Origin of the sequence: Bradyrhizobium erythrophlei, from assembly GCF_042430365.1 — a bacterium.
In the GTDB taxonomy this organism is placed as follows: Bacteria; Pseudomonadota; Alphaproteobacteria; order Rhizobiales; family Xanthobacteraceae; genus Bradyrhizobium; species Bradyrhizobium erythrophlei.
Window position 1 is genome coordinate 1 of the sequence record NZ_JBHMET010000022.1, and the last position, 20561, is coordinate 20561.

General features: G+C 64.4%; 22 protein-coding genes and 1 riboswitch. Of the genes, 8 read left to right on the plus strand and 14 right to left on the minus strand.

Going from position 1 to position 20561, the window contains the following annotated elements; all coding sequences use genetic code 11:
- Window positions 1-199: 199 nt before the first annotated feature.
- On the plus strand, window positions 200-424 hold the full coding sequence (locus tag ACFFWD_RS02875; protein WP_376961257.1) for a DUF6429 family protein: 225 nt from the start codon (window positions 200-202) through the stop codon (window positions 422-424).
- 174 nt (window positions 425-598) lie between these two features.
- Here ACFFWD_RS02875 and ACFFWD_RS02880 read toward each other — a convergent pair whose 3' ends face one another.
- From ACFFWD_RS02880 to ACFFWD_RS02890, 3 genes are read right to left on the minus strand one after another with little or no spacing between them, the layout of a single operon-like run.
- Window positions 599-991, minus strand: a complete 393-nt coding sequence (locus ACFFWD_RS02880) for a RidA family protein (protein ID WP_376961259.1) — start codon at window positions 989-991, stop codon at window positions 599-601.
- Between the two features lie 4 nt (window positions 992-995).
- Complete coding sequence (locus ACFFWD_RS02885) at window positions 996-1457, minus strand: DUF6691 family protein (protein ID WP_376961261.1); 462 nt, start codon at window positions 1455-1457, stop codon at window positions 996-998.
- A gap of 2 nt (window positions 1458-1459) precedes the next feature.
- Window positions 1460-1885: a YeeE/YedE family protein gene (locus ACFFWD_RS02890; protein WP_376961263.1), complete on the minus strand. Its 426-nt coding sequence runs from the start codon at window positions 1883-1885 to the stop codon at window positions 1460-1462.
- Between the two features lie 230 nt (window positions 1886-2115).
- On the opposite strand from ACFFWD_RS02890, the gene ACFFWD_RS02895 reads away from it, so the two are divergent.
- Both ACFFWD_RS02895 and ACFFWD_RS02900 read left to right on the plus strand, forming a co-directional pair.
- A complete protein-coding gene (locus ACFFWD_RS02895; RefSeq protein WP_376961265.1) occupies window positions 2116-2601 on the plus strand; it encodes a DUF4262 domain-containing protein in 486 nt (161 codons plus the stop codon).
- A gap of 172 nt (window positions 2602-2773) precedes the next feature.
- The gene (locus ACFFWD_RS02900) at window positions 2774-3208 is read left to right on the plus strand and encodes a hypothetical protein (protein WP_376961267.1); all 435 of its coding nucleotides are present in this window, start codon (window positions 2774-2776) and stop codon (window positions 3206-3208) included.
- Window positions 3209-3349: 141 nt separating this feature from the next.
- Here the strand turns inward: ACFFWD_RS02900 and ACFFWD_RS02905 are convergent, their stop codons facing one another.
- On the minus strand, window positions 3350-3862 hold the full coding sequence (locus ACFFWD_RS02905) for a mismatch-specific DNA-glycosylase (RefSeq protein WP_376961269.1): 513 nt from the start codon (window positions 3860-3862) through the stop codon (window positions 3350-3352).
- 205 nt (window positions 3863-4067) lie between these two features.
- Between ACFFWD_RS02905 and ACFFWD_RS02910 the strand changes: the two genes are divergently transcribed.
- The gene (locus ACFFWD_RS02910) at window positions 4068-5735 is read left to right on the plus strand and encodes a flavin-containing monooxygenase (protein WP_376961271.1); all 1668 of its coding nucleotides are present in this window, start codon (window positions 4068-4070) and stop codon (window positions 5733-5735) included.
- A gap of 209 nt (window positions 5736-5944) precedes the next feature.
- Here ACFFWD_RS02910 and ACFFWD_RS02915 read toward each other — a convergent pair whose 3' ends face one another.
- From ACFFWD_RS02915 to ACFFWD_RS02945, 7 genes are all read right to left on the minus strand, one after another.
- A complete protein-coding gene (locus tag ACFFWD_RS02915) occupies window positions 5945-6343 on the minus strand; it encodes a hypothetical protein (RefSeq protein WP_376961273.1) in 399 nt (132 codons plus the stop codon).
- 217 nt (window positions 6344-6560) lie between these two features.
- Complete coding sequence (thiC, locus tag ACFFWD_RS02920) at window positions 6561-8459, minus strand: phosphomethylpyrimidine synthase ThiC (protein WP_376961275.1); 1899 nt, start codon at window positions 8457-8459, stop codon at window positions 6561-6563.
- Window positions 8460-8484: 25 nt separating this feature from the next.
- A complete protein-coding gene (gene thiE / locus ACFFWD_RS02925; protein WP_376961277.1) occupies window positions 8485-9111 on the minus strand; it encodes a thiamine phosphate synthase in 627 nt (208 codons plus the stop codon).
- Window positions 9098-9880 carry a thiazole synthase gene (locus ACFFWD_RS02930; RefSeq protein ID WP_376961279.1) on the minus strand — a complete coding sequence of 261 codons (783 nt, stop codon included), beginning with the start codon at window positions 9878-9880 and terminating at the stop codon, window positions 9098-9100. Before ACFFWD_RS02930 ends, thiE begins: the two co-directional genes overlap by 14 nt.
- Window positions 9881-10052: 172 nt before the next feature.
- Complete coding sequence (gene thiS, locus ACFFWD_RS02935) at window positions 10053-10250, minus strand: sulfur carrier protein ThiS (RefSeq protein WP_376961281.1); 198 nt, start codon at window positions 10248-10250, stop codon at window positions 10053-10055.
- Complete coding sequence (locus ACFFWD_RS02940; protein ID WP_376961283.1) at window positions 10241-11254, minus strand: FAD-dependent oxidoreductase; 1014 nt, start codon at window positions 11252-11254, stop codon at window positions 10241-10243. The genes thiS and ACFFWD_RS02940 overlap by 10 nt, the downstream gene beginning before the upstream one ends.
- Window positions 11242-11385, minus strand: a riboswitch (TPP riboswitch). (Overlaps the previous gene by 13 nt.)
- 201 nt (window positions 11386-11586) lie before the next feature.
- The gene (locus tag ACFFWD_RS02945; protein ID WP_376961285.1) at window positions 11587-12111 is read right to left on the minus strand and encodes a transglycosylase SLT domain-containing protein; all 525 of its coding nucleotides are present in this window, start codon (window positions 12109-12111) and stop codon (window positions 11587-11589) included.
- 330 nt (window positions 12112-12441) lie between these two features.
- Here ACFFWD_RS02945 and ACFFWD_RS02950 point away from each other — a divergent pair, with 330 nt between their 5' ends.
- Window positions 12442-12636: a hypothetical protein gene (locus ACFFWD_RS02950; protein ID WP_376961287.1), complete on the plus strand. Its 195-nt coding sequence runs from the start codon at window positions 12442-12444 to the stop codon at window positions 12634-12636.
- A 9-nt stretch (window positions 12637-12645) separates the two neighbouring features.
- On the opposite strand, the gene ACFFWD_RS02955 is transcribed toward ACFFWD_RS02950, so the two are convergent.
- Complete coding sequence (locus tag ACFFWD_RS02955) at window positions 12646-13998, minus strand: ATP-binding protein (RefSeq protein ID WP_376961289.1); 1353 nt, start codon at window positions 13996-13998, stop codon at window positions 12646-12648.
- Between the two features lie 2 nt (window positions 13999-14000).
- On the minus strand, window positions 14001-14738 hold the full coding sequence (locus tag ACFFWD_RS02960) for a response regulator (RefSeq protein ID WP_376961291.1): 738 nt from the start codon (window positions 14736-14738) through the stop codon (window positions 14001-14003).
- A 170-nt stretch (window positions 14739-14908) separates the two neighbouring features.
- On the opposite strand from ACFFWD_RS02960, the gene ACFFWD_RS02965 reads away from it, so the two are divergent.
- From ACFFWD_RS02965 to ACFFWD_RS02975, 3 genes are all read left to right on the plus strand, one after another.
- Window positions 14909-15478 carry a hypothetical protein gene (locus tag ACFFWD_RS02965; RefSeq protein WP_376961293.1) on the plus strand — a complete coding sequence of 190 codons (570 nt, stop codon included), beginning with the start codon at window positions 14909-14911 and terminating at the stop codon, window positions 15476-15478.
- Between the two features lie 125 nt (window positions 15479-15603).
- Window positions 15604-15981, plus strand: coding sequence for a PRC-barrel domain-containing protein (locus ACFFWD_RS02970; protein WP_376961295.1), 378 nt, complete (start codon window positions 15604-15606; stop codon window positions 15979-15981).
- Window positions 15982-16058: 77 nt separating this feature from the next.
- Window positions 16059-16598, plus strand: coding sequence for a PRC-barrel domain-containing protein (locus tag ACFFWD_RS02975; protein WP_376961315.1), 540 nt, complete (start codon window positions 16059-16061; stop codon window positions 16596-16598).
- Window positions 16599-16943: 345 nt separating this feature from the next.
- On the opposite strand, the gene ACFFWD_RS02980 is transcribed toward ACFFWD_RS02975, so the two are convergent.
- Window positions 16944-20228: an adenylate/guanylate cyclase domain-containing protein gene (locus ACFFWD_RS02980; RefSeq protein WP_376961297.1), complete on the minus strand. Its 3285-nt coding sequence runs from the start codon at window positions 20226-20228 to the stop codon at window positions 16944-16946.
- Window positions 20229-20561: the final 333 nt, after the last annotated feature.

Below are 20561 nucleotides of genomic sequence, written 5' to 3' on the forward strand. Positions count from 1 at the left end.
TCAGGCGCTTCGGCCCCAGCCCTGTCGGATGATCACCACAACTTGCCCAGCCTCGACGGGTCGATTTGTCGCAGGCGCTACACCCACATAGCACTTGCGTCGAGGCTGACACAGCTTCGTAGGGCGGGGCTTGCCACCTATCCCTTCCATGTGAATTATGCTGCCTGAACTGACTGCACAGTATGGCGTGAGGTTCGCGATGCCGCTCAACGAAGACAAAATCGACGACACAGCGCTGGCGCTGCTCTATCTCACTTTGCATGACGGCTATCGGGCGTGGAAAGGTTTCGATTGGGATGTGCTCAGCCGCCTGTACGAAAAGGGCATGATCGACAATCCCGTGAACAAGACCAAGTCGGTTGCGTTCACGCAGGAAGGGCTTGATCGTGCGAAGCATCTGTTCGAGACCATGTTCAAGGCCTGAGCGGTTCGCGACCGGCAGGGCCTGCCGGCCGTCCACCTCCAGCAGCGTAGCCGTGCAGGGTGAGCAACGCCAACAGGTCGCGCAAACGCGCGCCCGAAGACAGGCTCCGCGTGCCGCACCATTGCACGCACGGCGCTTGAGGGTAGGCACGGCGCTGGTGCGCCTGTGCCCTTCCTACGGATTCGCCTTCAGCGCTGCGACGCCCTCGATCTCGATCAGCATCTGCGGATTGGGCAGCGCCACCACGACACAGGTGGTGCGCGCAGGGTACGGCGCCGGCCCGAACGCTTCTGCATAGAGTTTGTTCATGGTGGCGACGTCGGCGGCGCGGGTCAAAAGCACGTTGACCTTGACGAGATCGCGGAACGTCGCGCCCGCTTCGGTCAGCACGCGCCGGATGTTGACGACCACATTGGCAAACTGCGCCTCGAAGCTCTGAGGCAGATCGCCGTTGGCATCGAAGCCGGGAATGCCCGAGATGAAGAGCAGGTCGCCGACGCGGGCACCGAAGGAGAGCGACGGCGCCTTGACGCCGGATGGAGGAGGGAAGTGTTTGATCGTTGTCATGGGGTCACCCGTCGGCACGAGATGGAATTGCGGGAGTTTCGATTCTGTCGGTTGCGGCGCGCCGGCGCCAGAATTCGTAGCCGATCATGCCTGATATCATCGCGGCGACGAACACCACGATCGGGAGCGTGAAGCCGGCAAGATTGACCAGCGCCGGCCCCGGACAGATGCCGACGAGGCTCCAGCCGATTCCGAACAAGACAGCGCCCACGAGCAGCGGCGCATCGATGTCGCTGCGCTCGGGCCAGAGAAACCGTGCTGAGAACGCCGGTGCGCTGCGCCGCCGCGCGACGGCAAATCCTGCAGCAGATACCGCGACCGCGCCGCCCATCACGAAGGCGAGCGTCGCATCCCACGCGCCGAACAGGTCGAGGAAGCCGAGCACCTTCTGCGGATCGGTCATGCCCGAGATCAGGAGCCCCGCGCCGAAGATCAGGCCACATATGAGGCTGGCGAGAATCTGCATCGCTAGCCCCCCAAGCCGTGCCTGGCGATCGCAACCGTCGCGATCGCCGTCAGCATGAAGATGAGGGTGGCCGCAATCGAGCGCACCGACAGCCGCGCAAAGCCGCAGACCCCGTGGCCGGAGGTACAGCCATTGCTCATCTGGGTGCCGAACCCGACAAGCAGCCCTGCGATCGCGATCACCGCAAGGCTCGAGTTCATCACAGGCCGCGGCAGCGGCGCGCCGAACAGCGCCGCGATCAATGGCGCTGCGATCAACCCCGCGACGAACGCGATGCGCCAGCCGCGGTCAGCGGTATCAGTCTGCAGCGCGCCCCCGACGATGCCGGTGACGCCGGCGATCCGCCCGGTCAACAGCATCAGCAGCGCTGTGGCGAGCCCGATCAGCGCGCCGCCGAGAAATCCGGAAAGGGGAGTGAAGTTGTGCATGGTGACTGGGCCTGTTGCGGTGCAATCAACGCGAAACGAGCTGGAGCCGTCGTTCGCCGGACGAAGATTATCGCGTTCTCCGGCTCGATGACAAAGCCAAACTGAACGGTGCCGGCGATCGGAGCCGGTTCGACGCGCCATCGATTGCAGTGAGGCACGGGGCGAACTACGCTCGGCACCTCCGCCCGCGTGGGCCATTCAACAGGATTGGGCCATTCAACAGGATGTCCATGCAGGACCAGTTTCAATGGCCGCCCGCCGAGAGCGAGGCGGATGAAAAAATTCTCCGCGACGTTCGCACGTACGGATGTCACGTCGTGCAGGTGCTCTCCGACGGAAGCGCCCCGGAATATGCGTTCTCGGTCGGTCTCTATCTCAACTATGGCCAGGCCGAGGTTGCGATCTTCGGGCTCGACCGGCGCGACGCGGCCAATGTCATCAACGACGTTTGTGCCCGCGCGGCGGCCGGCCGCATCTATGTCGCTGGCGACGTCTGCGACGATTTGCTGGCCGATCGGCGGCTCTGCTTCGCCGACGTGCCTGACAGTGCATACCCGCCCTATTTCGGAACGGCGCTCTGGTTCTACGGGACGACAAGGAGGCCGTTTCCGGTCCTGCAGATGGTCTGGCCGGATCTCGATGGACGCTTTCCATGGGAAAGCGGATACGACGCCAGACTGAAGAAGCATCAACCGGTGCTGAAGCCGCCGTCGTGAGCGACGGGTAGCCCGCATGCGCCAACGGGTCGTGCGAATGTGCCCGATGACAGGCTCCGCGATAGCTGCGACAGGCGCAACTCCGCAGTGCCGTGCGGGCATTTCAACGGTGCCGCCCGTCGGTTAGATTGACGCGATTCGATCCCCCCTCACATCGTCCGGAGAACACCCCATGAGATTGTCATCCGCCGCCCGCGCTGCGCTGCTCGCGCTGGCGCTGCTCACCGGATCGTCCGCCGCCCGGGCTGACGAGGCGGCCGTGACACTCGTCATCTTCAAGGGGGGCTGGATCTTCGGCGGCTCCGTCGGGAAGGGCGTCATGACCTTCCATGGCCAGACCTACGGGCTCACCGCCGGCGGGCTGGACTATGGCCTCGTCTTCGGTGGCTCCCAGACCACGTTGCAGGGGCGGGTCCGAAATATCCGCCGGGCCCAGGATATCGCCGGCGTCTATGCCGCGGCGGGCATGGGCGTTGCGCTTGGCGCCGGTGTGCGCGGCATCGTGCTGACGAACCAGAACGGCGCGGTCCTGGAACTGGGAGGCAAGCAGGTCGGACTGATGGCCAATGTCGACCTGAGTGGGCTTGCGATCACGTTGAAGGAATAAGCGCGCCGCGCGTTTCGTAGTTTCGTAGGATGGGTGGAGCCAACGGGTCCGCGCAACGCGCGGCCCGATGATAAACTCAGCGATTCCCATCACCTCTCCCGGGGCTAGGAAGCTGATGGGTTTCGCTTCGCTCTACCCATCCTACGGTCCTGCCTCGATCCACTGCGCCAGTTCACGCCACGGCTGCAATGTCCAGTGTCCGGACGCCGCGCCCGACGGTGACGGCAGCACGAAGACGTCGGGAAAGCTGCCGACCCGTGGCTGCCGGCCGAGCGCGAGCGCGCTGGTCGGCTTGTTGTAAAACAGGCTTGCCGCCTTCTTGCTGGTGAAGGCGATGGTCTTCGGACGATAGGTCTCGATCTTGGTCCGGAAACCCGCGACATCGAACGACTGCCTGGCGATCTCGTGATCCATCCCGGCGCCGGACTTGGAGAGATCGGTGAAGCCGATGCCGAGCTCGAGCAATGCAGCGAACTCATCAGGCTGATAGCGCCGCGGCGTGATCCCGGCCTCATGCAGCGCGCGCCAGAAGCGGTTTCCCGGATGCGCGTAGTAGTGTCCGACGGCGGCTGAGCGCGTGCTGGCTGCGGTGCCGACGAAGACGAGACGCAGGTTGACGCGGAGCTGATCGGGGAGGCGGTCGGATTTATTCAAGGCACTCGCTCATACCGTTCGATCGCTTTGCGGAACGTCGGGCACTGGGTTGCATGGATCGTTGTGGTGCAGGCAGCGCCTCAACGCAAATGGCGTGGCTGAGGCCAACTTACCGCGGCGCCGTTTCGGTCGCGAGCGGTTGCTTGCGTCGGCAAAAGGGTCTGTAATTGACCCGAACAGATCAAAAAGAATTCCGGAGCGGGACATGACGGGAGCGGCCAAAACCCATTACGAGGTGATCGTCGTCGGTGCCGGCGTTGCCGGCATTTACCAGATCAAGCGGCTGGTCGATCTCGGCATCGATGCGACCGTCCTCGAATCGGCCGCCGATCTCGGCGGCACCTGGTATTGGAACCGCTATCCGGGCTGCCGCTTCGATTCCGAGAGCTACACCTACGGCTTCTCGTTTTCACGCGAGCTGCTCGACGAGTGGCACTGGAAGGAGCGCTTCTCCGGTCAGCCCGAGAATCTGCGCTACCTCAATTACGTCGCCGACAAGTTCGATCTGCGCAAGCACATGCAGTTCAACTGCAAGGTCGAGGCCATGCAGTTCGACGAGACGCGCGATCTGTGGCAGCTCACGCTTGCCGACGGCCGCACGCTGACGTGCCGTTTCGTGGTGCTTGCGATCGGGCTGCTCTCCGCGCCGACGATGCCGCGCGTTGAAGGCATCGAGGATTTCAAGGGCCGCTCGTTCCATACCTACTATTGGCCGCACGAGCCGGTCGATCTCGCCGGCAAGAAAGTTGCTGTGATCGGCACCGGCGCCACCGGCATCCAGGTGATCGGCGAGATCGCCGACAAGGTCGGCGAGCTCACCGTGTTCCAGCGACGGCCGAACTGGAGCGCGCCGCTCAACAACAGCGCGATCTCGGAAGCGGAAATGGCCGACATCCGCGCGCGCTATGACGAGATCTTTGCCGCCTGCGCGCTGACGCCGGGCAGCTTCCTGCATGGGCCCGACAAGCGCGGCTTCCACGAGGTGACGCGCGAGGAACGGCTGGCATTGTGGGACAGACTCTACGATGAGCCCGGCTTCGGCATCTGGCTGGCGAATTTTCGCGAGATTTTCATGGACGAGGCGGCCAATGCCGAACTGTCCGCGTATATCGCGGACCGTATCCGCCGCCGCGTGAATGATCCGAAGGTCGCCGAAAAGCTGATCCCAAGGGATCACGGCTTTGGCGTGCAGCGCCTGCCGCTGGAGACGGAGTATTTCGAGGCCTACAACCGCGACAATGTCCATCTCGTCGATCTCAGCGAGACGCCGCTGGTTCGCGTCACCGAGACCGGACTGCGCACCATCGAGCGCAACTATGAATTCGACATCATCGTCTACGCCACCGGGTTCGATGCCATTACCGGCGCCTATGACCTGATCGACATAAGGGGTATCGGCGGCGAAGCGCTGGCGGACAAATGGAAGCAGGCGCCGTCGACCTTCCTCGGCATGCTCGTCCACGGCTTTCCGAACCTGTTGATGCCGACCGGACCGCAAAGCGCCTCGGCGTCGACGAACTTCCCGCGCGGCATCGAGAACGGCGTCAACTGGTGCACGAACCTGCTGCAATATATGTGGGATCGCGGCTTGACCCGCGCGGACGCCACGCAAGAGGCGCAGGAGCGCTGGACCGCACACGTCGTCAAGATGTACGAGATCATGCTGATGCGCAAAGCCAAGTCGTGGTTCACCGGCTACAACTCCAATGTCGCCGGCCACGAAGAGGGTACGGTCCGCTACTTCGTCTACAACGGCGGCACGCCAAAATTCGTCGGCATCATCAACGACGTCGCGGCGAGGGGCTATCAGGAGATCGCGTTCAGTGCGGGGGCGCGAGCCGGCGCGCAGGCGGCCGTTGGTGTGTCGGCGTAGGCCGCAGACTGGCTACACCTCTCCCGCTTGCGGGGTCGAGACGAGCGAAGCTCGCTCTTAGGTCGTATCACATCGAAGATGCGATGCGGGTGGGGGGCTCTCTCCACAGTACGACTCGCGGAGAGAGCCCCCACCCCAGCCCTCCCCCGCAAGCGGGAGAGGGAGCGCACCGCCTTCGCGGTTGCTATTCAACCGAATCTCACCATCCGCTAACGCGCCGGCTCCTTGGTGCGCTCTTCGGTTACGACCGACTCTGCAGGCCTGGTGGAGCGCACCATCAGAAACGTTCCCGAGTACGCCGTGCCCAATATCCTCCAACGCCCATCGATCTCCGTCGCCTCGGCATTGACCGAACCTTCATATTGGACCTTGTCGTAGCCGTAGCCGGGCGGCTCGTAACGTTTGACGAACGAGACGGCGCTGCCGGAGCGATGACCCGCAATCGACGCGTTGTGGGTGCTCAACGGGCAGCCGGCCGTGATGCAGGGCTCGGTCACGTTTCCCCCGAGCGCGCCACCGGACTCGATCAGGGTGGCCAGAAACGTGACCACGCCAGCGCCCGGCTGAACAAAGCTGCCATCCCAGACGCCGGTGAGATTGTCGGTCATTGCGATCCAGGTGAAATGTAGACGATATGTAGCCCGCATGAGCGTAGCGATATGCGGGACGAACATAAACCCCGGATGTCGCTTCCGCTCATCCGGGCTACGGGCCATTTCGCGTTGGGTAGCTTGCAACAAAAAGCCGGGCTCTCGCCCGGCTTCTTCGTTTTTAATGGATGCCCGGGTCAAGCCCGGGGCATGCGAGCGGAGGGCACGGCGCCCCTCACAACACCCTGTTGCTCTCCTTCACCTTTTCCGCATCCAGATACACGTCCGATCCCATCTCCTTGAACTTGGCGCTCATCTTCGCCATGCCGTCCTCGATGGTGCCCGACATCGACATCCCCACCGCTGCCGGGTCATTCAGCGTCGCCGCGTAGTCGCGGACGTCCTGCGTGATCTTCATCGAGCAGAATTTCGGGCCGCACATCGAGCAGAAATGCGCGACCTTGTGGGCTTCCTTAGGCAGCGTCTCGTCGTGGAAGTTGCGCGCGGTCTCGGGGTCGAGGCCGAGGTTGAACTGGTCTTGCCAGCGGAAGTCGAAGCGGGCGCGCGACAGCGCGTCATCGCGGAGCTGCGCGGCGGGGTGGCCTTTGGCGAGATCGGCGGCGTGGGCTGCGATCTTGTAGGTGATGACGCCGACCTTGACGTCGTTGCGGTCCGGAAGACCCAGATGCTCCTTCGGCGTGACGTAGCAGAGCATGGCGCAGCCGAACCAGCCGATCATCGCGGCGCCAATGCCCGAGGTGATGTGGTCATAGCCCGGCGCGATGTCGGTCGTCAGCGGCCCGAGGGTATAGAACGGCGCTTCGCCGCACTCCTTGAGCTGCTTGTCCACGTTGATCTTGATCTTGTGCATCGGGATGTGGCCGGGGCCCTCGATCATGACCTGGCAGCCCTTGTCCCACGCGATTTTTGTCAGCTCGCCGAGGGTTTCCAATTCCGCGAATTGTGCGCGGTCGTTGGCGTCGGCGATCGAGCCGGGACGCAGGCCGTCGCCGAGCGAGAACGAAACGTCATACTTGCGCATGAGGTCGCAGATCTCGTCGAAATGGGTGTAGAGGAAGCTCTCCTTGTGATGCGCCAGGCACCACTTCGCCATGATCGAGCCGCCGCGCGACACAATGCCGGTGACGCGGTTGGCGGTGAGGTGGATGTAGGGCAGGCGGACGCCGGCGTGGATCGTGAAATAGTCGACGCCCTGTTCGCACTGCTCGATCAGCGTGTCCTTGTAGAGCTCCCAGGTCAGCTTGACGGGGTCGCCGTCGCACTTCTCCAGCGCCTGGTAGATCGGCACGGTGCCGATCGGTACCGGCGAGTTGCGCAGGATCCATTCGCGGGTGGTGTGGATGTTGCGCCCCGTGGAGAGGTCCATCACGGTGTCGGCGCCCCAGCGGATCGCCCACACCATCTTGTCGACCTCCTCCTCGACCGACGAGGTCACCGCCGAGTTGCCGATATTGGCGTTGATCTTGGTCAGGAAGTTGCGGCCGATGATCATCGGCTCGAGCTCGGCGTGGTTGATGTTGGAGGGAATGATGGCGCGGCCGCGCGCGATCTCGGAGCGAACGAACTCCGGCGTGATGAAGGCCGGCACCGCGGCACCAAAGCTTTCGCCGTCGGCAAGCGCGGCTTCGGCGCGTTCGAGCTGCTGCTTGCGGCCGAGATTCTCGCGCTCGGCAACGTAGATCATCTCCTTGGTGATGATGCCGGCGCGGGCGAATTCGAGCTGGGTGATCTTGTGGCCGTCGAGGCCGCGCAGCGGCTTGTGGTGCGCGGTGAAGGCCTTGGCGGCATGCGCGGCGCCGACATTGCCGTTGTCCTCCGGCTTGATGGTGCGGCCCTCATATTCCTCGACGCCGCCGCGCTCCTTCACCCAGGCCAGCCGATTGCGCGGCAGGCCGGCGTTGACGTCGATGGTGACGGAGGGATCGGTATACGGCCCCGACGTGTCATAGACCGGCAGGTTCGGCTCGCCCGCACCTTCGGAGAGGATGATCTCGCGCAGCGGCACGCGCAGGTCGGGCGCAGCCTCGGGCGTCGCAAAGATCTTGCGCGAGGCGGGCAGCGAGCCGGTGGTGACGGCGGGGAGCGTGGTGTCGGGGTTGGAGCGGATGTTCATTACGAGTCCTCCGTTATTATTCCGGTTAGGCGGCTTTGGCGTCAGCGCCAAGCCACTGTCCGACCCGCGCATCCGGGTCGGCGTTCTGGGTGACATCAGAGACGACGGCGATCGAGTCGGCGCCGGCGGCGAAGATCTCGGCTGATTGCTCGAACTTGATGCCGCCGATCGCGACCAGCGGGATATCGCCGATGCGCCTTTTCCATTCCGTGATCTTCGGAATGCCCTGCGGGGCGAAGCGCATCGACTTCAGCGTGGTCGGGAAGATCGGGCCGAGCGCGACATAATCGGGCTGCGCGTCCAGCGCGGCGGCGAGCTCCGCGTCGTCGTGCGTGGAGATGCCGAGCGTCAGCCTGGCCTTGCGGATTTCAAAGAGGTCGGCGTCGGCGAGGTCCTCCTGACCGAGATGCAGGTGCTCGGCGCCGGCGACGATCGCGGCGCGCCAGTAGTCGTTGACCACGAGCTTGGTCGGCGTGCCCTTGGTGATCGCGAGTGCGTCGCTGACGATCTGCAGCGCCTCGCCGTCATCGAGATGTTTGGCGCGCAATTGGATCGTGCCGACGCCGAGTTTTGTCAGGCGTTCGACCCAGGCGAGGCTGTCGACGACGGGATAAAAGCGATCAGGATACGCGTGGCGATCAGGATACGGCATGCCAGAACGGGGTCCCAAGCACAGGGGTTGACGGGGAGGCGAAGTCGCGGGCTTCCATCAGCCCGGCCTCAAAGGCGGTGCGGCCGGCGTCGACGCCGAGGCGGAAGGCATTCGCCATCGCGACCGGATCGGCGGCTTTCGCCACCGCGGTGTTGAGCAGCACGGCGTCGTAGCCGAGCTCGAGCGCTTCGGCGGCATGCGAGGGCGCGCCGAGGCCGGCATCGACAACGAGGGTGATGTCGGGCAGGCGGTCGCGCAGCAGCTTCAGCGCGTCGCGGTTGATGATGCCTTTTGCGCTTCCGATCGGCGCGGCCCAGGGCATCACCACCTTGCAGCCGGCATCGACGAGCCGCGAGGCGACCGAGAAATCCTCGGTGCAATAGGGGAACACTTCAAAACCGTCCTTGATCAGGATATCAGCGGCTTCGACGAGGCCGACCACGTCGGGCTGCAGCGTGTCGTTGTCGGCGATCACCTCGAGCTTGATCCAGGGCGTGTCGAACAATTCGCGCGCGAGCTTTGCGGTCGTCACCGCCTCCTTCACGCTGCGGCAGCCGGCGGTGTTCGGCAGCACGGTGACGCCGAGCTCGCGGATCAGCGACCAGAACGCATCGCCGGTCTTGCCACCCGCCGCCTCGCGGCGCAGCGACACCGTGACGATGCCGGCGCCCGAGGCGCGGATCGCGCCCTGCATGATCGCCGGCGACGGATACAGCGCCGTGCCGATCAGGAGGCGTGAGGTGAAGGATTTGCCGTAGAAGGTCACCATGTCGGAGATGTCTCCTCAAATCTGTCCGTCGTCCCGGCGAAAGCCGGGACCCATAACCACGATCGGTCATGTGACGATGAACGTCGTCCTGAGTGCCTCAATGAGAAGCCGCGGAGTATGGGTCCCTGCTTTCGCAGGGACGACATGGGGAGAGTGCGCGCATTCATCCCCATCACCCTCCCTGCCGCGGCGTGATGATCTCGATCTCGTCGCCGGCTTTCAGCGCCGTCGCGGCCCAGCGGCTCTTCGGCACCACGTCGTAGTTCAGCGCGATTGCGAAATGCGTGCCTTCGTATTCGAGCTCGGCCAACAGCGCATCGACGCTTGAGGCCGCGATCTCCCGCTGCTCGCCGTTGACGGTCACGCGCATTGCATCACCTCATTGTCGATCTCGCCCCGCGTGACATAGGCCAGCGTCAGCTCGGCGAGCGCCGGCGCCAGCAGAAAGCCGTGACGGTAGAGCCCGTTCACGTTGATGCGATGCTTGTCGATCGCGATCTTCGGCAGGTTGTCGGGGAAGGCGGGGCGCAGTCCCGCGCCGAATTCGACGACGCGCGCTTCCGCAAAGGCCGGATGCACCGCGTACGCCGCGCCCAGCAGTTCGAGCGCCGAGCGCACGCTGACGCCGGTATCCTCGGCCTCGATCGAGGTCGCCCCCAGCATGAAGCGGCCATCGCCGCGCGGGATCACGTAGAGCGGCCAGCGCGGATGGATCAGCCGCACCGGGCGCGCCAGCTCGACCTCCGCGGTCTCGATGACGATCATCTCGCCCTTGACGCCGCGCAGACTGGGCTCGGCGTCGCGCGCCGCAAGTCCGCGGCAGTCGATCACGATGCCGTCGAGATCGCCGGCCGCAGCCTCGCTGTTGAACCTGATGGTGCCGCCGGCCTTCGCGATCGCGGCATGGATCTGCGGCAGCATGCGGCGCGGCTCGACATGGCCCTCGTCGGGATAGAACAGTCCGTCGCGAAAGCGGCCCTCGAGCGACGGCTCGAGCTCGCTCAACGCCCGGGCGTCGAGCCGCCGATGCCCGCTGGTCAGCCGGGCGAAGCGCTCGAAATCGGCGCGGTCGCGCGCATGCGCCACCACCAGCGAGCCGTTGAACGGAACTAACGGAAAATGGTCGCGCCACAGCGTCAGCGCGCGGATGCCGAGCCGGCAGATCACCGGCTCGGAGGTTTCCGCCTCGCACCAGGGCGCGAGCATGCCGCCGGCCCAGTGGCTGGTGGCGTCAGTCATCGCCGCGTCACTGCGCTCGTGTAGGGTGACCGGATAGCCGGCCTGCGCGAACAACAGCGCGTGCCACGCACCTGCAATGCCTGCGCCGATGATGGAGACGGGGGAATCCCCCCGTGGCTTGGTCGTCTGGTACATCCCTGTCCCTTCGCCGGCATGACCCGGATCAGGTTCAAAGGGTCACCGCGGTCCCGGACTGATCGCCATTTCTGGCGGGTCCAAGCTTGCGGTATCTCAGCTCCTCCTTCGGAGCACCCCTCGGAACGGCCCTAATGTAGGCAGATGGGCTCGCGTGTCAACGCGTTATGCCAGGAACTGCACCGCGGCGTGCGCAAAGCTCTCGTGCCCCGGACGCAGGCGCAGCGCGACAGCGGTGCCCCGCTGAGCCGGGGCCCAATCTGTCGACCATAGGTCCCGGCTCTGCGGAGCAACGCTTGCGTGCTACACCTGCGTCCGGGACACGTAAGCACTTATTGGGAAGCCTGTTCCGCCTTCGCCTCGGCTGCATCCGGCGTCGGTTGCTCCTGCCTCGCGAGCTCCTTCGGCGGCGCACTGTCGCCGATATGCTTCGCCTGTTTCAGGTGCTCGCCGCGCTGCCGCTTTGCGACATAGTAATAGCCGCCGGCGAAATAACGCACGGCGCGATCGTGATCGCCGTTGGCGGCGCGGTAGGCGCCGGCGAGGTATTTGATGCCGTATTTGAGGTTGGTCTCGGGGTCGCGCAGGCCCTCGGCGGTACCGGTGTAGCCGAGGCCACGCGCGGTACCGAGCTTGATCTGCATCAGCCCGATCGTGCCGCCGCGCCCGATCAACTGCGGATGATACTTGCTCTCGCGCACGATGACGCGATGCACAAGCTCTTCCGGAACCAGATTGGCCCGGGCGTGCGTCGCCACCATCGCCTCATACTGCGCGCGCTGCTGCGCCTGCGCCGCGGGGCCAAAGGCCAGCATCAATGCAGCGGCGAGCCATGCGAGGTTCTGAAAATATTTCATGTCGGTTCGCTCGAGACCATCGAACGCGTCTGCGTTCCCGGCTCTTGATTGGTACGGCGAGCGGGCAGGAATGTGGCAAAACCTGCGCAAGCTGGCGGGGCATGCATCAGCCGCTGTGCTGGTGCGCGTGCGCGACGATCAACCACGAATTGCAAGATCGATAAACTTTTCGACGTTGATTTTGCTGCACGCGCTCAGTTGCAGATTGTCGTGCAAATGACGCACTGAAGGTCTAGAGTGGCTTCAGGACAGTGGGCACGCGTACAGTCAGCACATCTGTCTATTCAAAAAAATCACGCAAGAAACGTCTGTCAATCGGGGAGGTGTGCCATGGCCCGTCAGGACTCTGTCTTTTTGCCTCGCGAGAATCCCTGCGCACAGTGCGGCAAGCCGATCCCGCGCCCAGATTGGGTTGAGCACGGCGACGGCCGCACCACCTATCTGTGGAATTGCCGCGCCTGCGGCTATCGTTTCGAGGCGATCGCGATCTACGACATGGAAGAGTTGCGGCCGCTCGCGGCGTAATCACGCGGATCAGGCCGCGGACTTCCGCGCCTGCTGACGCGCCGGCAATTCGATCCGGACCACGAGGCCGTGCGGCTTGCGGTCGTGCAGCGAGAGCGTGCCGCCATGCGCGAGCACGACCGCGTTGGCGATCGACAGCCCAAGGCCGAAGCCTTCCGCCTCGTCCATGTTGCGTGCATCGTCGCCGCGCACGAACGGCTCCAGCACGTTGGCCTTGTGCGTGTCCGAGATGCCGGGGCCGTCATCCTCGATGTCGATGGTGAGGCTGTCGGCCTTGGCGTCAAGGCGGACCACGGCGTGGCCGCCGAACCTGACGGCATTCTCCACGAGGTTGGTGATGCTGCGATGCAGGTCGTCGGGTCGCACCGTCGCCATCGCATGCTGCGGACCCTCGTAGGCGACCTTGTGCCCCATGTCGGCGAACTGGTCGGTGACGAGCTGCAGCGAGCTTGCGATGTCGACCAGAGTCATCGCCTCGAGCCGGCGGTCGTTGCGCAGGAACGACAGCACCGATTCCAGCATCGAGCGCATCTGGTCGAGATCGCGCAGCATGCGGTGGCGATGGGTCTCGTCCTCGATGAATTCGGCGCGCAGCCGCATCCGCGTGATCGGCGTGCGCAGGTCGTGGCTGATCGCGGCCAGCATCTTGGTGCGGTCGTCGATCAGCGTCGTGATGCGCTCGCGCATGCGGTTGAGCGCCCGCGCCAGCGAGCGGATCTCCTCCGGGCCGCGCTCCGGCAACGGCGCAGCGGCGCCGTTCAGGCTGAAGGTCTCCGCGGCCTTGACGAAAGACGACAGCGGCGCGGTCAGCGCCCGGGCGGCCCAAAGGCCGAGCAGGGTGACGCTGATCACCGCGAACAGCACCGTCATGATCCACGGATTGCCCCAGAGCGGGCGCATCCGCTGGTCGGGCATCAGATTGGCCGCGATCATCGCGCCGTCGGGCAGGCGGATGCCGACGCGACGGACGTCGGCATCTTGCGACGCGACGACGCCTGACTCGCGCGGCAGCAGGAAGACCTGATAGCCGCGACCGAGCCGGCGCAGCGCGTGCAGGCCCGCCGGCGGCGGTGCTTCGGCCGGTGCTGCGGTGTCGGCGGGCAGCATGCCGAGGCCGAGCTGCGGGAAGGCGCGGGCGATGTCGCCGATCAGCCGCGGCCGTTCCGCGGCCGGCGCATGGCCGAGCAATTGCGCCGAGGCGGCAAGCTGGGAGTGCCAGCGATCCGGCGGCCCGGCCTGGTCAGGCCGATTGATCAGGAAGGTCGCGGTGATGATCAGGTGCAGCGCGACGATGGAGACGACCACCAGCGCTGCGATCTGTGCGCTGATTCCCCGCAGACTCAGCACGCGCAGGAATGTCATGGTCAGTTGCTCGCGGCGGCAACCGCCTCCACCCTCGGCGTGAACATGTAGCCGCCGGAGCGCACCGTCTTGATCATGCTGGCTTCCTGCGGATCGGGCTCGATCTTGCGGCGGATGCGGCTGACCAGCACGTCGATCGAGCGCTCGAACGAGCCGGCGCTGCGGCCTTGCGTGAGGTCGAGCAGGCTGTCGCGCGAGAGCACGCGGCCGGGCCGTTCGCAGAAGGTGCGCAGCAGGTCGAATTCGGCGCTGGTCATGGCGACACGCGCACCCTCGGGGTTGCGCAGCTCGCGTAGGCGGATATCGATGCGCCAGCCGAGGAAGGTCAGCGTGGTCGCGCCCTCGATCGCGCTGGCGTTGCGCGCGGCAGCCTGCCGGCGCAGCACCGCGTTGATCCGCGCCAGCAGCTCGCGCGGGTTGAACGGCTTTGGCAGGTAGTCGTCGGCGCCCATCTCGAGCCCAAGGATGCGGTCGACGTCCTCGCCGCGCGCCGTCAGCATGATGATCGGCATCTGCGATTCCGCGCGCACCTTGCGGCACAGGCTGAGGCCGTCCTCGCCGGGCAGCATCACGTCGAGGATCAGGAGGTCCACGCGGTGGTCGGCCAGCGCGCGCTCCATCTCGCGGCCGTCGGACGCGGTGGTGACGTTGCAGGAATTGGTGCGCAGATATTTGGCGATGAGAGCCCGCGTCTCGCGGTCGTCCTCAACGACAAGGATGTTGGGCATTGCCTGGGTCATGCTGACCTTTGTTCGTGATTCGGGGAAAGCGGCTTCAGGAATTTTGTTTCAGCGTGTTTCTGCAAACTGCCCGGCAATATGGGTTAACAGGTCAGGCGCGCGGTGAAAAGACCTCGTTAAATCATTGAATCTAGCGTCGACAAGCATCGCAACACCAATCGAGCCCCTTCATGACATCGACCTCGGCGGCCTCTGCCAACACCTACCAGTCACCGCTGCAGCGGCTGCAGGACGAACTGCTATCTGAAGTGAGCGCCGGCACCATCAGCTCATCCGATCAGGACGCGCTGTCATCGGCGCTGACCGACATCGATTCAGCTCTGCAGGCGAGCCGCGCCAGCGACGAGGCGAGCGGCACGCGCCCGTCGCATGATGCGCTGAAGTCGAAGATCGACGACCTGATCAATACTGAGGTCTCGAGCGGCAAGCTGACCAGCGATCAGGCGACTGAGCTGCAGGGTGTGTTCAAGGCGGCGTTCGCGCATGGACCCGGCGGCGCCGGTGGCCACCACGGTGCCGGCGGGCCGCCGCCCGGTCCGCCGCCGGACCAGTCATCCGCCTCGAGCGACAGCAACGACAGTTCGAGCACGAACTCCATCAGCGACGTGCTTCAGCAGTTCCTGCAGTCGCTGCAGCAATCGCGGGCCCAGTCGTCGTCGACTGGCTACAGCGCAACCGGCGGCAACTCCTCCGGCGGCAGCAGCTCGTTCTCCGCGCTCCTGATCGACTTCAAATTCTGACATCGTTCCATCGCCGGACCAATCACAGCCATCCTTTTCCAATAGGGAAGGGTGGCTGTCGCATTTGCGCGGAACCCGCTTGTCGATGGCGCGTTGTTTTGGTTTACGCATGCGTGGAGGGTGAGATGGCAGTCGAGGCCATGACCAGGCCGCATCAACTCATTGCAAGCGATCGCGTCGAGGGCACGGCGGTGCGGCGGCCCAACGGGGACATGATCGGTCATATCGAACGGCTGATGATAGACAAGATCTCCGGCCAGGTATCCTACGCGGTGCTCAGCTTCGGCGGCTTTCTCGGTATCGGAACCAATCTCATTCCGTTGCCGTGGGGACGGCTGCATTACAATCCGCAGTTCGAGGCCTACGAGCTCGACATCGAGGATGACGAGCTGAAGCGCGCGCCGTCGTTCCGAGCCGACAAGGATTTCGATTGGGGCGACCGGTCGCAGGAAGCGGCGCTGCATCGCTACTACGGCGTGCCGCCCTACTGGGGCGGCTTTTAACCGCATGTTCCGTAGGAACGGATGCCGTCGTGACGGGTTCTCCACGCATCGATTTTGCGAACTGAGGAGAGCTCATGATGTTAGCGAGATACATCATCGCCGGCATGGCCGGCTCTGCGTTGCTTGCGACGGTTGCGTTCGCGCAAACCCCGACGGAGAAGAGTGACAAGGCCGAGATGAAACCGGCGGAGACAACATCGTCAATGTCGCATCAGGGCAATTGGCGCGCTTCGAAGGTCGTCGGCCTCAATGTCTACAACGACAAGAATGAGAGCGTCGGCTCGATCAATGACATGCTGATGGACAAGAGTGGTGCCATCAAGGGCGTCGTGATCGGCGTCGGCGGCTTCCTTGGCGTTGGCGAGCATCTGGTCGCCGTGTCCTTCGACAAGGTCAAGTTCGTCGACGAGCCGATCGTCTATACCGGCACGGCCAGCACGACGAACACCGGCCCGACGAGCACCAACAAGATGTCGCCGACGACGACGACGGGCGCCGCGCCGCCGGCGCCGGCGACGACCGTGAAGCCCAATCCCTGGTATCCGGACCACGCGGTCTTCAACGCGACCAAGGATGAGTTGAAGGCGATGCCGGAGTTCAAATACGCGACGCAGTAAGCGACGCGTAGGTGAGGGAGAAAACTCGCCCGGTGCCGCCGGGCGCGTTTTTCATTGCCGGTGTCGCGTGGTCTGCGCGCCTGAGGTTGGCGCATGTCGGCGACGGGGTTCGGCGGACCTATTCGACGTAGATGACGGGGCGCGCGAATGGAGTGTATTCATAAAGCTCCGATGTCCGCTTGGCCGTCGACAGCGGCGTGGAAGCGGACGTTGCACGAGGTCCGAGATGGGCCCATTTCCGGACTCACGCACGCAGCAAAGAGAATCTTATTCGATCACCTCGTCGGCGAGCGCACGCGTTTTCCGGCGCCAGTGCAGAGACCGAAACTGCAACGAGAGCGCGACTTACTTTGCTAGTGCTGCATCGACCATTGGCAAGAAGGCCCCCAGGCCTGCGCTCTCAAGCGTGCCGCGGACACGCAGAAGTTCGCCTCTTTGAGGCTCGTTGGCGGCGCCACGCAGCGCAGCGGCGAGGGCGCGACCGCGAGCCGCGAAAACTTCCGCCCACGGCAGCGGCTCGGCGCGCGTATATCCTTCCAGTGCGCTGACATACTCGAGCGCGCCCCGGGCATCACCTGACGACAAAAGGCCCTCGATTGCATCGCGATAGAACCAAAGATGATTGTGCCCGACGGCGCCACGGGCGAGCATCGCTTTGCCTTCTGCGAGCAGGCTCATGCGTTCCTTGGGGTCCTCCACCGCGCGGCTCAGCGCGCTGGTGACCTTGGGACCGCAAAACTGGGTACCGGCCTCCCTGCAGATCGCCAGCGCTTCGCGCAGCATCGCCTCAGCCTCGGCTCGCCGGCCAGTATGGAGATACAGGCGCGCCTGCATCTCAAGGCCCTGAGCTTCGAAGCGCCTTGCGCGGAGCTGACGGGCGAGCCGCATCACCCGGTCCAGATAGCCTTCCATCGCATTGTAGTCGCCAAGCTCGTGGCAGGCGAGGACCCCCATGGTCTCGCCAAGCAATTCGGCGCGCGGTTGGCCGACGAGCACTGCGACGCGGGCCGCCGCGTCGCCGTCCTCGCGCGCCTGCCGGGGTTCGTTCAGGAACATGCGGCTAAATCCCACCATCGACCGATTTGCCACTTCAATGCGGCCGAAACCGTGTTCCTGACAAAGGGCGACGCATCGACTGAAGTAGTCGAAAGCTGTCCGCATCTTGCCCTGCGCATAAGCCGCATCCGCGAGGCCGCCGAGTGCGCGTGCCTCGGCTTCAGGGGACCCTGACCGGGCTGCATATTCGAGGCCTCGCTCATGCTCCTTTCGGCAACCCTCGATGTTGCCCATGGGAAAGAAAATATTTCCCCGCAAATGATGCAGTCGGGCAAGCTCGTTCACTATGTCATGGCGCTCGGCCGCGTTCTGCGCGTGGTCAAGCAATTCAAGCGCCTCCGTCAGGCCTTCGCTGACGCGCAAGCCCTCGGCAAGCCCAAGCCGCGCCCGGCACAGCGCGATCTCGTCAGATGATGCGGCTATCGCCAGCCGGTACGAGGCAATCGAGGCAGAGACATCGCCAAGGTCGCGCTGCAATTCGCCGCGCAGGCAGATCAGTGCGTGGCGGTCAGAATCTTGGCGTGCGATCTGCAGACCGCGATCGGCCAAGCGCAGCGCCGCATCGATATGGTAGTCGGCGCGTTGAGCCGTTGCCGCCTCGAGATAAGCGTGCGGCGCCCGATCGTCCTCGGCGCGGTCCAGGTGCTGCGCACGCAAAACCAGATCCTGCCCTGCAAACCATTCCGCGGCGCGGCGATGCAGATCTTTTCGGCTGGACCGAAGCAGCGACGAATAGGCCCCTTCCTGGATAAGTGCGTGCGCGAGGAGGAAATCGTCGCCTTCCGGCAGGACGAGAGCATTGCCGATGAGACCATCGCAGACGTAGTCCGGATCGCCGATCAGGTGACGCAACAGAGCGAGAGAGAAACGCTGGCCGATTACGGCTGCGGCTTGAAATGCGCGGCGGTCGGAAGCGTTGAGCCGGTCCATGCGTGCCAGCACAAGGCTTTGGATAGAAGGAGGGACGGCATCCGCGGTGCCTTCCTCGGCGTTACGCAACAGCTGCTCCAGGAACAGTGGGTTGCCGCCGGCGCGCTCGATGCAGGTGGCTGCGACGCGCTGTGTCGCGTTCATAAAGCTCGCAGCGAGATTGAGCGCCTCGTCCCGGCGTAGCGGACCGAGATCAATCGTTGCGAGCGGAATGCCGCGACAGCTCACGCGCCACGCCACACCGATAGGGTCGCCTTCGATACGCGACGTCATGATCAGCAGTCCCGGCCCGTCCGCCATCGCTGACGCGAAGGCCGCCAGGTGTCCGAGGAGCTGTGGATCAGCCCAATGAAGGTCCTCTACGACGATGAAGGTCGGCGCTTCGGCACAGGCATGCGCCGCGATAGCGGCCGCCACTGCTCGCCTGCCACGGTTCCGTGCAGCGTTATCCATCGCGTCGTAAAGCGTGCGCCACTCGTCGCTTTGCGGGAGGTCCAGAAGATCGTGGAGGAACACAAGACGTTCCGCAGGCACCACGTTCGCCGCGACCAGCTCGTCAACCTTCTGCTGTCTGGCCCCGCTTCCCGATGTGGGCGAAAGACCAAGCAGGCTGAGGAGCAGCGCGCGAACCGCATCCTGCCCCTTGCCTACGCCAAAATCCAGGACCAGACCACGGTGAGCGGTGAAGCCATTTGCCTCCGCAATACGGCGCATTTCCTCAACCAGGCGCGTCTTTCCAATTCCCGCCTCACCGCGCACGTAGACAATCTGCCCGCTTCGTCGCGCAATCGTTGCTGCAAGTAGGCCCTTGAACTGCTCGAGTTCAGCCACCCGTCCGACAAAGGCGCTGCGGTGAACGGGCGCCGTGTCAGTCGACAGACCGACCAGACGCCAAATGCGCACCGACGCATCGAAGCCCTTCACGTGCGTTTCGCCCAGCCCCTCGCACAAGGCGCGATCTGACAGCGCCCGATAGACACCTTCGGACAGCAGCGTCTCGCCGGCGCCTGCGAGTGCGACCAGTCGCGCTGCGAGGTTCACGCTGTCGCCAAGAACCGTGTAGTCATGCGCCTCGACGCGGCTCAGCGTGCCGGCGACCACTTCCCCGCTGGCAATACCGATATGGGCCTGTAACGGATGGGGAGATGCGTCGCTGATCCGAGCGACTGCTGCGTGAACGTCCAGGGCAGCTCGTACCGCGCGCAGGGCATCGTCGTCATGCGCCCGCGGCGCGCCGAATAGCGCCATCACCGCATCACCAATATGTTTGTCGACCGTTCCTCCGTAGCCGACGACGATGCCATCCACCTGCGCCGTGAACAGGGCTACCAATTCACGGATTTCCTCAGGATCGAGCGATCGAGACAGGGGTGTGAACCCGCAGAGATCGGCAAACAGGATCGTGACCTGGCGGCGCTCGCCAGCTGTACGGTCCGCTGCCTGCGAAGCGTTCGGCGGCGATGCAGACCGCAGCTCGCTGATTGCAGCGAGCAGCCGCTTGCGATGACCCAGCGAGGCCACGCCAAGTTCTTTGAGATCCGCTTCGGTGAGCCCGCTGAGAACGTCGAAATCGATGTCGTTCTCGGCAAACGCCTGGGCATACTGGGACAATCCCAAATTCCGCAGCCACTGTTCGACGGCCATGCCAAACAGGATCCTCACGCCACTTGGAACGCGGCAGGGTACTCCCGATCCAAATGAAATCAAAGGCAGGCGGTGGCCAAATGTTTGCTACTCACGTGGCGGACCAGCGTGGGGAAAGGGCTTCCGCCTGCCCATTTTTCGGGGCATTGTCAGCACACGAAATACTCGACGAAAGGGGACCGTCTCTGGGGGATAAGCCACGAAGGCCACCCCTCTACTGCCCTGCGAATAGGATTGCGATTTGGCGAAGCATACACAGGTTGCGCTGGGCCAGACTTCCGCAAGGGGGCAGAGCCGGCAATGCCTGATTGAGGACGACGCTTCTGCTAAGCC

Bases quoted from the DNA above. Each gene is read 5' to 3' on its own strand.
- ACFFWD_RS02955 (WP_376961289.1), bottom strand. From the start codon at position 13,998: ATGACATTCCTGCGCGTGCTGAGTCTGCGGGGAATCAGCGCACAGATC.
- ACFFWD_RS02975 (WP_376961315.1), top strand. From the start codon at position 16,059: ATGTTAGCGAGATACATCATCGCCGGCATGGCCGGCTCTGCGTTGCTT.
- ACFFWD_RS02945 (WP_376961285.1), bottom strand. From the start codon at position 12,111: ATGAAATATTTTCAGAACCTCGCATGGCTCGCCGCTGCATTGATGCTG.
- thiE (WP_376961277.1), bottom strand. From the start codon at position 9,111: ATGCCGTATCCTGATCGCCACGCGTATCCTGATCGCTTTTATCCCGTC.
- ACFFWD_RS02885 (WP_376961261.1), bottom strand. From the start codon at position 1,457: ATGCAGATTCTCGCCAGCCTCATATGTGGCCTGATCTTCGGCGCGGGG.
- thiS (WP_376961281.1), bottom strand. From the start codon at position 10,250: ATGCGCGTGACCGTCAACGGCGAGCAGCGGGAGATCGCGGCCTCAAGC.
- ACFFWD_RS02965 (WP_376961293.1), top strand. From the start codon at position 14,909: ATGACATCGACCTCGGCGGCCTCTGCCAACACCTACCAGTCACCGCTG.
- ACFFWD_RS02910 (WP_376961271.1), top strand. From the start codon at position 4,068: ATGACGGGAGCGGCCAAAACCCATTACGAGGTGATCGTCGTCGGTGCC.
- ACFFWD_RS02970 (WP_376961295.1), top strand. From the start codon at position 15,604: ATGGCAGTCGAGGCCATGACCAGGCCGCATCAACTCATTGCAAGCGAT.
- ACFFWD_RS02900 (WP_376961267.1), top strand. From the start codon at position 2,774: ATGAGATTGTCATCCGCCGCCCGCGCTGCGCTGCTCGCGCTGGCGCTG.
- ACFFWD_RS02940 (WP_376961283.1), bottom strand. From the start codon at position 11,254: ATGTACCAGACGACCAAGCCACGGGGGGATTCCCCCGTCTCCATCATC.
- ACFFWD_RS02930 (WP_376961279.1), bottom strand. From the start codon at position 9,880: ATGGTGACCTTCTACGGCAAATCCTTCACCTCACGCCTCCTGATCGGC.
- ACFFWD_RS02875 (WP_376961257.1), top strand. From the start codon at position 200: ATGCCGCTCAACGAAGACAAAATCGACGACACAGCGCTGGCGCTGCTC.
- ACFFWD_RS02895 (WP_376961265.1), top strand. From the start codon at position 2,116: ATGCAGGACCAGTTTCAATGGCCGCCCGCCGAGAGCGAGGCGGATGAA.
- ACFFWD_RS02950 (WP_376961287.1), top strand. From the start codon at position 12,442: ATGGCCCGTCAGGACTCTGTCTTTTTGCCTCGCGAGAATCCCTGCGCA.
- ACFFWD_RS02960 (WP_376961291.1), bottom strand. From the start codon at position 14,738: ATGACCCAGGCAATGCCCAACATCCTTGTCGTTGAGGACGACCGCGAG.
- ACFFWD_RS02880 (WP_376961259.1), bottom strand. From the start codon at position 991: ATGACAACGATCAAACACTTCCCTCCTCCATCCGGCGTCAAGGCGCCG.
- thiC (WP_376961275.1), bottom strand. From the start codon at position 8,459: ATGAACATCCGCTCCAACCCCGACACCACGCTCCCCGCCGTCACCACC.
- ACFFWD_RS02915 (WP_376961273.1), bottom strand. From the start codon at position 6,343: ATGACCGACAATCTCACCGGCGTCTGGGATGGCAGCTTTGTTCAGCCG.
- ACFFWD_RS02890 (WP_376961263.1), bottom strand. From the start codon at position 1,885: ATGCACAACTTCACTCCCCTTTCCGGATTTCTCGGCGGCGCGCTGATC.
- ACFFWD_RS02980 (WP_376961297.1), bottom strand. From the start codon at position 20,228: ATGGCCGTCGAACAGTGGCTGCGGAATTTGGGATTGTCCCAGTATGCC.